Source organism: Kribbella steppae, from assembly GCF_004342025.1.
GTDB lineage: Bacteria > Actinomycetota > Actinomycetes > Propionibacteriales > Kribbellaceae > Kribbella > Kribbella steppae.
Genome location: NZ_SLWN01000002.1, coordinates 453,933 through 467,703, shown reverse-complemented (window position 1 = coordinate 467,703; position 13,771 = coordinate 453,933). Strand labels below are relative to the sequence as shown.

The following is a 13,771-nucleotide window of genomic DNA, read 5'->3' as shown; positions in this document are numbered from 1 at the left end:
GGGGCAGACCGGGCCTGCCCCGAGGGTCGGAGTGGGCTGGGCCTTCCCGTAGGATGTGCCCTTGTGCCCCGCGCGGGCGCAGCCTGTGCACACGGCTTCGAGCAGGAGGACTCTGTCCGGTGGGGAGAAAGCAACTCGCGGGGATCATCGCCGCGGCGGGGCTTGGCGTGCTCGTGGTGGGGTACGGCGCGGCGTTCGCGTTCGCCGGTGACAAGATTCCCGGCGACACGACCGTGCTCGGCATCCCCGTCGGCGGGTTGTCCGAGAAAGCCGCCAAGGCGAAGCTCGAGGCCGGCCTGAAGGACCGCCTGGCCCAGCCGGTCACGCTCAAGGCCGGCGAGTCGACGTACCAGGTGGATCCGGTCGAGGCCGGGCTCAGCGTGGACGTCGCTGCCACCGTCGACGCCGCGGGCGCGGGCCGCAGCCTGGCCCCGGGCCACATCTGGCATGCCCTGACCGGCGGTGACGCGATCCAGCCGGTGGTCACGAAGGACGACGCGAAGCTGCAGGCGGCCGTCGCCAAGCTCGCGAAGCGGGTGAACCGGCCGGCTACCGACGGCACCATCACGTTCAAGGACGCCAAGCCGGTCCAGCACGCCGCTGCCGACGGACTGCAGCTCGACAACGCGAAGGCGCGCGGCATCCTGCTCGCCGCGTACCCGGCTGACGGCACCCCCGACGAGCTCGCGGTCAGCGTGACCAAGCCGCAGGCCGACGCGGACGCGATCCAGAAGGCGATGACGGAGTTCGCCGATCCGGCGATGTCCGGCCCGATCCGGCTGACCGTCGGGTCGAAGTCGGTCGAGCTCACGCCGGAGGAGCTGGCCCCGGGCCTGGCGGTGACCGTCAAGGACGGCGTGATCACCCCGTCGCTGAGCACGAAGCTGCTCGAGCCACTGTTCCAGCAGCGGTTCAAGGCGCTGGAGACGCTCCCGAAGGACGCCAGCGTGCAGATCGTCGGCGCCGGCCCGAAGGTCATCCCGGCCGTCGACGGCATGGTGGTGGACCGGGCCAAGGTCGGGACCGCCATCCTGGCCGCGCTGCCCAAGCCGGTCGGTGAGCGCCGGGCCGTGGTCAACCTGGCGCCGACCAAGGCGAAGGTGACCACCGAGGCGGTGCAGGCGCTCGGGATCAAGGAAGTGATGGGGCAGTTCACCACCCAGTTCCCGCACGCGCCGTACCGCAATGTCAACATCGGCACCGCGGCCCGCAAGATCAACGGCACGCTGCTGAAGTCGGGCGAGACGTTCAGCCTGAACAAGATCGTCGGTGAGCGGACCAAGGAGAACGGGTTCACCGAGGGCAACATCATCAGCGGCGGCAAGTTCGTCCTGGACCTCGGTGGCGGTGTCTCGCAGTCGGCCACCACCACCTTCAACGCGGCGTTCTTCGCCGGGCTGAAGGATGTCGAGCACAAGGCGCACAGCGTCTACATCAGCCGTTACCCGATCGGCCGGGAAGCGACCGTGGCCTGGCCGTCGGTGGACATGAAGTTCCTGAACGACTCCGGTCACGGGATCCTGGTGCAGACGATCTTCAAGGCGTCCACGCCGGGCAGCCCGGGCAGCATCACGGTGAAGATCTGGGGCACCAAGGTCTGGGACATCACCGCGGGGCAGTCGGGGAAGTCCAACCCCCGCAAGCCCGGGATCGTCTACAACACCGAGGCGAACTGCCGGGCGCAGGCTCCGACCGCCGGGTTCGACATCACGATCTACCGGTACTTCGCGCAGAACGGCGTCCGGAAGAAGACCGAGTCCTTCGTGACCAAGTACAACGCGGCCGACGACATCCGCTGCGGCCCCAAGCCCGGTACGACGCCCCCGCCCGCCAGCACCACCCCGCCAGGCGTGGGCAAGCCGACGACCCGCCCGCCGGGCTAGTTCTGCAGTTTGTGGAGTTCGGCGGCGACCTGATTGAACAGGTCCTCGCCGATCACTGCGCCTTCACGCCGTACCTGGGCCGGGTCGATCCGTAGTACCCGGTCCAGCCGGACCTCACTGCGCCGACCGTCCCGATCCCACTCGCCGCTGCCGATGTCCAGCCAGACGCGGCCCCAGCGGGCCTCGTCGGCGGCGTCGCGGTCGTGGTCCTTGCTGGTCAGGATGAGCGCCAGCAGCCACGGACCGTCCGACCCGACCACCAGCACGGGTCGGTCCTTGCCCCGGTTGTGGTCCTCCTCGAACGGCACCCAGGTCCAGACGATCTCGCCCGGATCCGCCACTCCGTCGTCCGGGTGCGGCGTGTACTCCACGTGCACCGCTCCCTCGAAGTCCCCCGCGTACTCCGGCCGCTCGGCCACGTGATCCGCCATAAGACCCGAGACTAACGGCTAGGCGGTGGTCAGATAGCGGTAGCGGTAGGCGGGCGCGTAGCCGAGGTTGCGGTAGGTGGTCACGGCAGGCGTGTTCTCTTCCAGGACCTCCAGATAGGTCCGACGGCCGCCAAGAGCGCCTGACCAGCGGGCCAGGGCCTGCAGGAGGGCCGTTCCGAGCCCGCGGCGGCGGTACGACGGGTCGACGCGGATGGCGTCCACACCGAGCCAATGGCCGGTCATCGAGCCGCGGCCGACAGCGACCGACTTGCCGTCCAGGGTGATCGAGGCGAACACGGCCTTCGGTGCACCCTCCATCACGGTCGGGGCGGGCTCGGGCACCGGCCCGTCGAAAGCGGCCGCGTACCAGGCCGGATCGGGGTGCTCCGCGATCAGTACGTCGTACGCCGGGGAAGCGTTCACGTGGTCGAGTGTCGTGTGCATGACCAGGACGTCGGACTGACCCGGGCGGGCGTCGATCCACCCACAGGCAAGGAATTCGGCCTCCTCGGGGCTACCGAGCCGGACCAGCGCCAGCGCTGGGAGGCCGCGCTCGTCGTAGAAGGCTTCAGCGTGCTTGAGCGCCTCGGGCACGGGCATCCCAGGGCTTCCCGCGGGCAGCAGTGAGTTGGCCCGGCCGGTCCAGCCGGACGATGCCCGCAGCAACCACTGGCCGACGTACGACGTCTCGACCGCCGGCCGGCCGAGGGCGGTGGTGAGGAAGAGTTGCTCCACGTCGACCGGCCGCAGCGGCATCTCCGGGATCGTTTTCGCCGCTGTCACATCCCCGACACGAACCTCGTGCAGACTGCTGTCAGCGTGGCGAACGACAAGGCCTTCAGGGTCCCAGGACTGCAGTACGCCGATGACGTCGGTGAGCCCGCCCGGAATCCGGTGCCGGACGACGACACGGTGGCCGATATCACGGGCCTTAAGTCCCGTTTGGGGGCCTGACACGATGCGGACTCCTGGCAGAGTGGACGAAGGACTACCGTGATACTAGATACCTGCATCACAGCATCCGCAGCACCCCAAGACCGGCGCTGCGCTTGCCTGCCATAGGAGGAGTAGCAGTGACCTACGTCATCGCGCAGCCGTGTGTTGACCTGAAGGACCTCGCCTGTGTCGAGGAATGCCCCGTTGACTGCATCTACGAGGGCAACAGGATGCTGTACATCCACCCCGACGAATGCGTCGACTGCGGAGCCTGCGAGCCGGTCTGCCCGGTGGAGGCGATCTATTACGAGGACGACACTCCGGAGCAGTGGAAGGACTACTACACCGCGAACGTCGACTTCTTCAACGACCTGGGCTCCCCGGGGGGCGCCTCCAAGCTCGGCAAGATCGACAAGGACCACCCCATCATCGAAGCCCTGCCCCCGCAGGAACACGACGAGTAACCTTCGGACTACTGATCGAGGCGGGTGCACCCTGGGTGCCCCGCCTCGCGTCAGAGTTACTGCTCCTGGACGTCTACGTGGACGTGGTCCAGGTGGCGGAGGATGGTCGGGTCGCCGGAGCGGGCGGGTGGGGTGTAGTCGCGCCAGCCGCTGTCGGAGCGGCGGCCGGCGGTCCAGATCTTGTCGCTGAAGATGATCGTGCGGATCTTGAGCATCTCGGCCCGCGCGACCAGGTACTGCGCCATCGCCCAGCCTTTGGTCGTGTTGGCCGTCGAGATCGGCCGCACGAAGACATCCACCGCCCGGCCCTCGTAGTGCGCCGAGCCCTCCATGTGCCCCGACCGGATGCCTCCCGGCGCGTACCCACCGGTCGACAGCTTCCCGAACGTCAGCAGCAGATCCCGCCGTACGGCGTCTGCCCTCGGCGTCAGCCCATTCCGGCCCACGGTCTGCGCGTCCACCGACTCCGTGTCGACGGTGCAACTGAACGCACTCTTCGACTGCCCGGTCAGCGCCGACGCGAGGATCCGCGCATCGGCCTCGTGATCCGCGTAGGCGTTGGGGAACGCGCTCCGCTGGACCAGATCGGCCGCCACCGTCACCGCGAGCTTCTGGTAGTTCTTGATCTTCACCAGCGCGTCGTAGAACTTCCCGGCCGAGTAGTGGGGATCCCGCACCTGCGCCGCAGTACCCCAGCCCTGCGACGGCCGCTGCTGGAACAACCCGAGTGAGTCCCGGTCACCGTGCGCGAGGTTCCGCAGCCCCGACTCCTGGTACGCCGTCGCCAGTGCGATCGTCGCGGCGCGCGCCGGCAGTCCACGCCGTACCGCCACACCAGCGATGATCGCGGCCGACTCGGCCTGTTCCGGCTCCAGTACGACGGTCGCGCCGTTGACCGTGGCCTCGCACTGCTCCTTCGGTGGCAGCAGCGGCCCGAAGTCCTGGTCGCCGACCCACGCGATCGCGAGGCCGACGATCAGCGCGAGTGCACCTATCGCACCCACGGCAATGACGGCGCCCCGCTTCATCGGCATACCGCTCCCAACGTTCGGGAGCGGGGTCCGGGTTCCTGTCTATGGGTCACGAAGTGGTTGACGTGCGCGACCTGCGGTTGGTTGGCGCGGGTCACGCGTTGGCGTGGAGTGCTTCGTTGAGCGTGATGCCCTCACCCTTGCGCGGGCGGGCCTCGACGGCGCCGGTGACCGAGTTGCGGAGGTACAGCAGGCCCGGCTGGCCGGACAGGTCGCGCGCCTTGACCACGCTGCCGTCCGGGAGGGTGACCTTGGTGCCCGCGGTCACGTACAGGCCCGCCTCGACCACGCAGTCGTCGCCGAGCGAGATCCCGGTGCCGCCGTTCGCGCCGAGCAGGCAGCGCTTGCCGATCGACACGACCTGCGTACCGCCGCCGGACAGCGTGCCCATGATCGACGAGCCTGCGCCGATGTCGCTGCCGTCGTCGACCACGACACCGGCCACGATCCGGCCTTCGACCATCGACGTACCGAGCGTGCCGGCGTTGAAGTTGATGAAGCCCTCATGCATCACCGTCGTCCCCGCGGCCACGTGGGCGCCGAGCCGCACCCGGTCGGCGTCGGCGATCCGGACACCACTCGGTACGACGTAGTCGGTCATCCGCGGAAACTTGTCGACACTCGTGACGGTCAGGTACTGACCCGCGGCGCGCGCCCGCAGCCGGACCTGCTCGATCTCCTCGACCGGGACCGGGCCGAGCGACGTCCAGGCGTTGTTCGGCAGGGCGCCGAAGATGCCGTCCAGGTTGACGCCGTGCGGGCGGACCAGCCGGTGCGAGATCAGGTGCAGCCGCAGGTACGCGTCCGCGGTGCTGCCGTCGGGCGCCTGGTCCAGGGCGATCTCGGCCGAGACGACCTCACGCCGTACCTGCCGCAACTCGTCATTGCCCTCGGCAGCGATCAGCTCTGCCGGCGCCTTGACGTCGGCCGGCTTGGTGCCGAGCTCAGGAGCCGGGTACCAGACATCGAGGATGGTCCCGGTGACAGTGACAGTGGCGAGGCCGAAGCCCCAGGCGTGGGTGGCGTTCTCGGTCATACCCCAAAGCCTGCCAGACAGGCGGTGACGTGGAGGAAGCGGACTGGGGAATGGACACCGCGGCTGTTCTCCCGGCCATCTCCGGTGAGATGTGGTTCGCGCAGTTCTTCCGACCGGTCGGTTGTGTGTAATTTGGGGGCACCTGGCGACGGAGCGTGGTCTACTTTTCGGATGCTTCCCGCCTGGCTCGAGACCGTGTCCGCTCCGATCCTCCAGGTAACCGAGGCGCCGACGGTTGAGGCGCTGCATGGGGAGCTGTTGCGGCAGTGGGGGTCGTCGGAGGTGTGGCGGCTGTCATACGGGCTGCACAGCGTGGTCGTGAAACGCGGTACCGATGGGCAGGCCGACGAGGCGGGTGCTTACGAGCGCTTCGTCGTACCGCTCGGTCTGCCTGCGCCTGAGTTGATTCACCGGCACCGGGATGGCGAGGGCGGGGTGCTCGTGCTGGCGGATGTCGGTCGGGTGACGCTGGAGCAGGAGCCAACGGCCGAGGGGTTCGTGGCGGGCGCCGAGCTCCTCGCGACGATCCGGGGGCGCTCGGTGGACGGCTCGAGTGAGTTCCCGCCGGAGCGGGTGAAGGAGATGGCGGGTCGGATCGGCCGGATCGGCTTCGACCTCGCGCCGCTGACCGAGGCCCTGGCCGGGCTGCATCGCGAGGTACCGGCAGCCGTTGTCCACGGTGACTTCGTCCCGAAGAACCTGGTCACCGACGGCACGCGCTGGACCGCGATCGACTGGCCGGGCGCCTATCTGGCACCGCACCTCAGCGACCTCTACACGTTGGTCCGCGATGCTGTTGCCCTCGGCCACGATCGCGAGCCGATCGTTGCCCGCTACCTCGATGCCACCGGCGCCGATCCGGCCCTGGTCGATCGTCAGCTGCTGGTCGGCGGCGGTTGCTTCTACCTGGTGGCGTTGACGTTCATCGTCGAGGAGGGCCTGCGCACCATCCCGGAATCCAAGGACTGGATCGACGGTCTGCTCACCGAGCTCGAGGACGTGGTCGGAGCGCTGGCGTGAAGCTCCTCGTCCTCGGCGGCACCAAGAACCTCGGCCGCCACGTGGTCGAGGCCGCTCTCCGCGACGGCCACGACGTGACGCTGTTCAACCGCGGCCGCACCAATCCGTCGCTGTTCCCGTCGGTACGCCGCCTGATCGGCGACCGCTCTGCCCCGGACGCGCTGGCGACGGGGGAGTGGGACGGCGTCATCGACATGTCCGGCTTGCTGGTTCACGACGTACGACGGGGTGCCGAGCTGCTCCGGGATCGCGTCGGGCACTACACCTACATGTCGTCGATCGCCGTCTACGCCAGTAAGATCACGCCGGGAATGACCGAGGACGCGCCCCTCCTGCCCTGGCCGGACGGCGCACCTGAGGACCACTTCACGATGGACCTCTACGGCCCTTCCAAGGTCCGCTGTGAATCGTTGCTCGAGGCCCATTTCGGCGAACGGACCTCGGCCGTCCGCTCCGGCTTCGTCGTCGGCCACTACAACCCGGACTTCGGCAACTGGGGCGAGGCGCTTGCGCACGGCCAGACCCTCGAGTGCGCGGCCCGCCCCGACCAACCCATCCAGTACATCGACGCCCGCGACCTGGCCGCCTTCCTCCTGCGCCTCACCGTGGACCGTATCCCCGGCCCGTTCAACGCCGTCGGCCCATCCACCACCATGTCCACCCTGGCCGACGCCTGGCGTTCCGTCGAACCTGATCCTGGGCCGATGGACTGGTCACCAGCTGACGACCGCTTCCACCTACCGCACGACGGGAGCAACGACGGGACCTTCCAGCTCGACAACACCCGGGCCCTGACCGCCGGCCTGACGCTGCGTGCGGACGAGGAGATCGCCCGCGACTACGTGGTCTGGGTCCAGGATGGAAACATCCCGCCACCGCCGCCGCACTGATACGTAACATTGCGCCCGTGATCATCGAGACAGGCGGAGGTCCGGTCGGCGGCGGGACCAGCCCGAGCGGCGCCGGATTCAGCAACGTCAACGCGACCCGGTACTCCGGCAGTACGAACGGCCGACGCCAGCAATCAGCGCTCCAGGCGCCTGATCTCGTGGTGCAGGCTGGTGACCGGTTGCGGTACAAGATCTATCCGGAGCTCGACGTCCAGCTCGAGTATGTGGCGACGTACGCCGCCGTCGACCTGTTCTTCACCGATGGCACCACGCTGTCCGAGCTCGGCGCAGTGGACCAGTACGGGATACCCCTCGACGCGGCCGGCCAGGGCGCGGCCAAGATCCTCTACGCGAACCAGTGGAACGACGTCCAGGTCGACCTGACCCTGGCCGTGGGAAGGACCGTCGACCGGGTGTTCCTCTCGGTCGACGCGCCGGGCACGGGGACGGAGTTCCAGGGCTGGATCGACGACCTCGAGATCGGGCCGGCGCCGACCCGGCTGGACGGCTCGGACCTGGCGGCGTACGTCGACACCCGGCGCGGAACGAACGCCAGCCACGACTTCTCTCGCGGCAACACGCTGCCGATCACCGCCTGGCCGAACGGCTTCAACTTCCTCACCCCGGTGACGGACGCCTCGACCCACCGCTGGCCGTACGAGTACCACCGGGCGAACAACGCCGACAACCGCCCTGAGCTGCAGGGCCTGAGCTTCTCCCACCAGCCGAGTCCTTGGATGGGCGACCGCGACCAGCTGTCGATCATGCCGGTGGCCGCGGCCGAACCGCTCGGTGATCCGGCCGAACGCGCCGCCGCCTTCAGCCACGACGACGAGATCGCCCGCCCGGACCTGTACTCCGTCCGGCTGGCCAACGGCATCCTGGCCGAACTCGCGCCAACCGACCACGGCGCGATCTTCCGCTTCGGCTTCCCCGCGGACGCGGACGGTCGACACCTGGTGTTCGACACCATCGACGAGCACGGCGCCTTCTCGTACGACGGAACCGCGCTGACCGGCTGGGTGGAGAACGGCTCGGAGTTCGGCCGTACCCGGATGTACTGCTACGGCGTCTTCTCCGTCGAGCCGACCGGTTTCGGCCCAACTGTTGGCGGCCGGAGCAACGCTCGCGCGGCGACTTTCCCGACGGTCGAGGAGGTGACGCTGCGGATCGCCACGTCGTTCATCGGCGTCGACCAGGCCCGGCACAACCTCGAACTCGAGCTCGACGGCCGATCCTTCGACGACATCCAGCAGGCCGCCAACCAGGCGTGGAACGAGCGGCTCGCGGTGATCCGGCCGGACGACGCGACCGAACCACAGCTGCGCACGGTCTACGGCAACCTCTACCGGCTCAACCTCTATCCGAATTCACATTTCGAGAACGCCGGCAGCCACGATGAGCCCGACCACCGCTACGCCAGCCCCGTCACAGCTCCCGAGGGTATGGCGACCGACCTCGAGACCAACGCGGTCGTCAAGCCGGGCAAGCTCTACGTCAACAGCGGCTTCTGGGACACCTACCGCACCGCATGGCCGGCGTACGCATTCCTCTATCCGGAATTGACCGCCGAACTGGTCGACGGTTTCGTCCAGCAGTACCGCGACGGAGGCTGGATCGCCCGCTGGTCCTCGCCCGGCTACGCGGACTGCATGACCGGGACCAGCTCCGACGTCGCGTTCGCCGATGCGTATCTGCGCGGAGTACCGCTGCCCGACCCACTGGCGACGTACGACGCCGGCCTGCGGAACGCGACCGTCGCACCGCCCGAGACCGAAGTCGGGCGCAAAGGGGTGACGACCGGCTTCTTCACCGGTTATGTGAGCACCGACACCGAGGAGAGCGTGTCCTGGGCGCTCGAGGCGTACCTGAACGACTTCGGCCTGGCGACGATGGCCGAGCGGCTGGCCGACGACCCGTCCGTGCCCGGTGATCGACGTGCGCAGTTGCGCGAGGAAGCGTCGTACCTGCGCCGGCGATCCCTGAACTACGTGCTGCTGTTCGACCCGGAGATCAACTTCTTCCAGGGGCGCCGGCCGGACGGGCGGTTCGCCAAGACGCCCGACGAGTTCGACCCGTGCGAGTGGGGCGGCGACTTCACCGAGACCGACGGCTGGAACTTCGCCTTCCACGTCGCCCACGACGGCCGCGGCCTGGCCAACCTGTACGGCGGTCCGAGCGGACTGGAGGCGAAACTCGACGAGTTCTTCGCCACCCCGGAACTCGCGGTCAAGAAGGGCACCTACTCGATCGTCATCCACGAGATGCTCGAGGCGCAGGCGGTCCGGATGGGGCAGTTCGGCTTCAGCAACCAGCCGGCCCACCACATCGCGTACATGTACAACTACGCCGGTACGCCGCACAAGACGCAGGCGATCGTCCGCGAGGTGCTGCAGCGGCTGTTCGTCGGCGAGCAGATCGGTCAGGGCTACCCGGGCGACGAGGACAACGGCGAGATGTCGGCCTGGTACCTGTTCAGCGCACTCGGCATCTACCCGCTCCGGGTCGGCGCGCCGGAGTACGCGATCGGCTCACCGCTGTTCTCCCGTGTCGAGGTGACGCCTCTGGGTGGTTCGCCGATCGTGATCACGGCCGAGAACCACGAGCACCCTTACGTGCAGGACGTCCTGGTCGACGGCAAGCAGTTGCCAACAGCATCGATCGCCGACGCCGACCTACGCGCCGCCCGCCGCATCCACTTCACCCTCGGCCCTGATCCTTCAGACTGGGCAACCCTCGACACCCCGCCGTCACTCACCGCGGACGACGCTGTCGCGACGCCACTGGTCGACCTCATCCCACGGACACCAGAGGACCCCCTCTTCGACGACGACTCGTCCACTGAGGTCCGGTTCGACACCAGTACCCCAACCATCCACTGGACCCTCCCCGCGCCGGCCACCGCCACCATCTACACCCTCACCAACGGCGAGCCCGACGGTGGCGACCCCACCTCCTGGCGTCTGGAGGGCTCACTCGACGGCACCACGTGGACCGTCCTGGACGAGCGCACCAACCAATCCTTCACCTGGCGCCACCAAACCCGCCCCTTCACCATCCCGACCCCAGCCGAGAACCAGCACTACCGGCTGTCGATCACGGCGGCGACCAGCGATGTGGCACTGAGCGAGATCGAACTGCTCAGCTGAGCGGGTAAACCGCGCCAAGGACACCGCAGGTCTGAACGACGGAGCGCTGTCGTCATCGTCGGCCGGGATCGTCGGCAAGCTTCGACTGGCAGAGTTTTCCACGCGTCACGAGTCCACTCAGCGTCTCGGAGTGCGTTGTGTGCGGTCGTTGGTGGCCGCAACTCTGTCTCGAGATCGACGTGAAGCTGATCCGCGAACTGTTGAACGTCGCGGCCGCTCGGTGTGCCCACAGATTGGGTCGTTCGCACAGGCCGCTCCTGCGGAGAGATTGCGGGCAAGCGGGTCGGGGAGCGGTCGGATGTGACCACGACCGATGGTGTACGGGCGACGGGTGTTGCAGACCTGTTGATCTGGGGAACGGCGGTGACGACACCCGCGCCTACCGAGGGGAACGGAATGTACTGGGTGAGCGCACGGCTCGGCGGCTGCCCGGGGTCAGACCGGATCGGCGAGCCCGTACACGCTGCCCGGCTGGAGGCAAGATTGCGCACCCGGTACTCCGAGCTGCAGGTGACGAACGGGCCCACGGCCCGCCCGGAGTCGTGACCGAACCGCAGTGGTGGCGATTGTCGGCGCTCGCCACATACAACAAGAGGCCGCTGGAGAGGGTGTGACCTTTCGCCTTGTGGATAAGGGGTTCTGAGGCTTTCGTGTGTTTGGCTGATTGCTCGCGATGACGTAGAATCAAACACATGTTCGAGGAAGATCTGACGACGCTGTCGACGGCCGACCTGTTGGAGTCGGCCGCCGCGCACCGTGCCGAGGTCAACAGGCTTGATGCGCGTCTGCTCGAACACGCCCAGATTTACGCCGATCGCCACCACCCCGATGCTTGCCCGGCCCGTCCCGGCCGCCGGTCTGGTGATGGTCGTGAACGCGCCGTCGTCCTGGGCGGTGACGGCTGCCCCGAGATCGCCGAGTTCGCGCCGGCCGAGTTCGGCGTGATGATCGGCATCTCGGCCGGCGCCGCCGCGGACTTCATCGGCCAGGCGCTGGCACTGCGACACCGGCTGCCCTTCACCTGGGCCCGCGTCCTGGCCGGCGAAGCCACCCCGTGGAAGGCCCGCAAGATCGCCACCGCTTGTCTGGAGTTGTCGCACGAGGCCGCCCACGCCGTCGACCACCGCGTCGCGCGGGTGGTCGATTCACTGACGCCGGGCCGGTTGGACAAGATCGTCGAGGCCGCGAAGAAGCACGCGGACTCCGCCGGCGCCCGGCAGAAGGCCGAAGAGAAGAACCGGGAACGCGGCGTGTACCTCGGCCGCTCCGACGAGCACGGCTCCAAGAAGATCTTCATCCGCACGGGTTCCGGTCATGCGATCCGGTTCAACGCCCGGATCGGCAGCATCGCCGAAGCGCTGAAGGTCCTCGGCGACACCAACCCGCTGCAGTCCCGTCGCGCGGACGCGGTCGGCATCATCGCCGACCCCCGCTACACCGAAGAACTCCTCCACCAAGCCCACAAGCTCCTGAGCACCCGACCGGCCCCTCCTGAGCCGCCAGCAGACACAGGCAGCGGCGTTCGACCGGCCGACGCAACCACCACTGACAGCGCCGCGCGAGCAACTGCCGGAGCCACCGGTCAGCACGCCACCTCACATGCCGGCACGACCACGGACCACAGCACCGCCCCGAGCAATGACCAGAGCACCGCCCGGACAGCCAACGCGGCCACCGGCCGGGGCGTTGGTCCAACGGCCGACGCGGCCACCGAGCGCGGGACCGCCGCGAGCGCCGATTGCGGCAGTGCGGCAGCCTCTGGCCGAGGGTCCGGCGGCGGTGACGTGTCGACCGCCGACCCGGCCTCTGCTCGCCATGAGGCGTCGACAGCCGGGCCCGAGGCCGGTGCTGAAAGCCGTGGGCGTGCACGAGGAGGCATGGACGACGGCGCCGACTTGGGTGATGAGGGTCTGCTGGAGGACTGGGCAGAACCAGGTCTGGACGACGAAGCCGACCGCGACGCGCCGCACCCCAGCCACAGCGATCTCCCCGACCCGCTCGACACCCCATTCAAGGACGCGGTCGAGCCGTTCGACCCCAGCCTGCGGCTCGACCGCGACGACAGCGACACCCTCGGCACCGCGACTCCCGATACCGACACTGTCGATGCCGCGGCGCGCAGGGCGCTGGATGCCCGGCTGGCCCAGATCAGGCACGACGCCCACACCCACCCGACCGCCCGCGGGCGCGCCAACGATGCAGGCAGCACAGCTGGCCGGCTGCGCCCGGGCAAGACCGAGATCTACGTCCACCTCACCGACCACACCCTGGCCACCGGCACCGGCGTACTCCGCGCCGAAGACCTCGGCCCCCTGCTCGCCGGCCAGTTGAGCGAGCTCGTCGGCCACGGGCCGTACGTGGTGAAGCCGGTCATCGACCTCAACGACGCGGTCAGTGTCGACGCCTACGAGATCCCCGACCGGATCCGTGAACGCGTCAAGCTGATCCACCCGGTGGAGTTGTTTCCGTACGGCACTCGCGAAACCCACGCGGCGATGGATCTGGACCACATCGAGCCCCACGACCCTCTCGGCCCACCGGGCCAAACCACTCCAGCAAACCTCGCGCCCCTGCGCCGTTTCCCGCACAGGGTCAAGACCCACGGCCGCTGGAAGGTGCGCCGCCTCGATCCCAGGACGCTGGAGTGGACCACGCCCAACGGCTTCGCGTTCCACGTCGACCCCACCGGCACCCACCGAGCACCACAACCAAACCGAGACACATGAAAGGTCAACGCCGCAGGCGCAGGGTGTCGGCGAAATGGGTCATGCTGGAGTCGCCGCCGTCGAGGTGACGTGTTCCTCGGAAGGAACTATGACCTCGAATCGGCCGTGTTGGGCGAGCACGACCTCGGCGAAGATTGGTCGGCACCGCGAGTCAAACATGTGCGCTGGTCAACCTGCTGCAGGTCAGACCGACCAGTCGTTCGTC

10 protein-coding genes are annotated in these 13,771 nt (G+C 68.4%); 6 read left to right on the top strand and 4 right to left on the bottom strand.

The genetic code is table 11. The annotated features are described in order from the left end of the window. Window positions 1–119 precede the first annotated feature (119 nt). Window positions 120–1,883 carry a VanW family protein gene (locus EV652_RS07080; protein ID WP_132208173.1) on the top strand — a complete coding sequence of 588 codons (1,764 nt, stop codon included), beginning with the start codon at window positions 120–122 and terminating at the stop codon, window positions 1,881–1,883. On the opposite strand, the gene EV652_RS07075 is transcribed toward EV652_RS07080, so the two are convergent. Both EV652_RS07075 and EV652_RS07070 read right to left on the bottom strand, forming a co-directional pair. Beyond that, window positions 1,880–2,314: a type II toxin-antitoxin system PemK/MazF family toxin gene (locus EV652_RS07075; protein ID WP_132208172.1), complete on the bottom strand. Its 435-nt coding sequence runs from the start codon at window positions 2,312–2,314 to the stop codon at window positions 1,880–1,882. The genes EV652_RS07080 and EV652_RS07075 overlap by 4 nt on opposite strands. Before the next feature lie 18 nt (window positions 2,315–2,332). Then, window positions 2,333–3,271, bottom strand: a complete 939-nt coding sequence (locus EV652_RS07070) for a GNAT family N-acetyltransferase (protein ID WP_242001614.1) — start codon at window positions 3,269–3,271, stop codon at window positions 2,333–2,335. 116 nt (window positions 3,272–3,387) lie between these two features. Between EV652_RS07070 and fdxA the strand changes: the two genes are divergently transcribed. Next, window positions 3,388–3,714, top strand: a complete 327-nt coding sequence (gene fdxA / locus EV652_RS07065; protein ID WP_132208171.1) for a ferredoxin — start codon at window positions 3,388–3,390, stop codon at window positions 3,712–3,714. A gap of 56 nt (window positions 3,715–3,770) precedes the next feature. On the opposite strand, the gene EV652_RS07060 is transcribed toward fdxA, so the two are convergent. After that, complete coding sequence (locus EV652_RS07060) at window positions 3,771–4,748, bottom strand: VldE C-terminal domain-containing protein (RefSeq protein WP_132208170.1); 978 nt, start codon at window positions 4,746–4,748, stop codon at window positions 3,771–3,773. A gap of 91 nt (window positions 4,749–4,839) precedes the next feature. Then, complete coding sequence (dapD, locus tag EV652_RS07055; RefSeq protein WP_132208169.1) at window positions 4,840–5,781, bottom strand: 2,3,4,5-tetrahydropyridine-2,6-dicarboxylate N-succinyltransferase; 942 nt, start codon at window positions 5,779–5,781, stop codon at window positions 4,840–4,842. Window positions 5,782–5,952: 171 nt separating this feature from the next. Between dapD and EV652_RS07050 the strand changes: the two genes are divergently transcribed. The 4 genes from EV652_RS07050 (at window position 5,953) to EV652_RS07035 (ending at window position 13,566) form a co-directional block, all read left to right on the top strand. Next, entirely contained in the window at window positions 5,953–6,801 is an 849-nt protein-coding gene (locus EV652_RS07050; RefSeq protein ID WP_132208168.1) for a phosphotransferase family protein, read from the top strand. Beyond that, a complete protein-coding gene (locus EV652_RS07045) occupies window positions 6,798–7,691 on the top strand; it encodes a Rossmann-fold NAD(P)-binding domain-containing protein (RefSeq protein WP_132208167.1) in 894 nt (297 codons plus the stop codon). Before EV652_RS07050 ends, EV652_RS07045 begins: the two co-directional genes overlap by 4 nt. Before the next feature lie 17 nt (window positions 7,692–7,708). Beyond that, a complete protein-coding gene (locus EV652_RS07040; protein ID WP_132208166.1) occupies window positions 7,709–10,840 on the top strand; it encodes a GH92 family glycosyl hydrolase in 3,132 nt (1,043 codons plus the stop codon). A gap of 692 nt (window positions 10,841–11,532) precedes the next feature. Continuing rightward, window positions 11,533–13,566, top strand: coding sequence for a hypothetical protein (locus tag EV652_RS07035; protein WP_132208165.1), 2,034 nt, complete (start codon window positions 11,533–11,535; stop codon window positions 13,564–13,566). The last annotated feature ends 205 nt before the right edge of the window (window positions 13,567–13,771 follow it).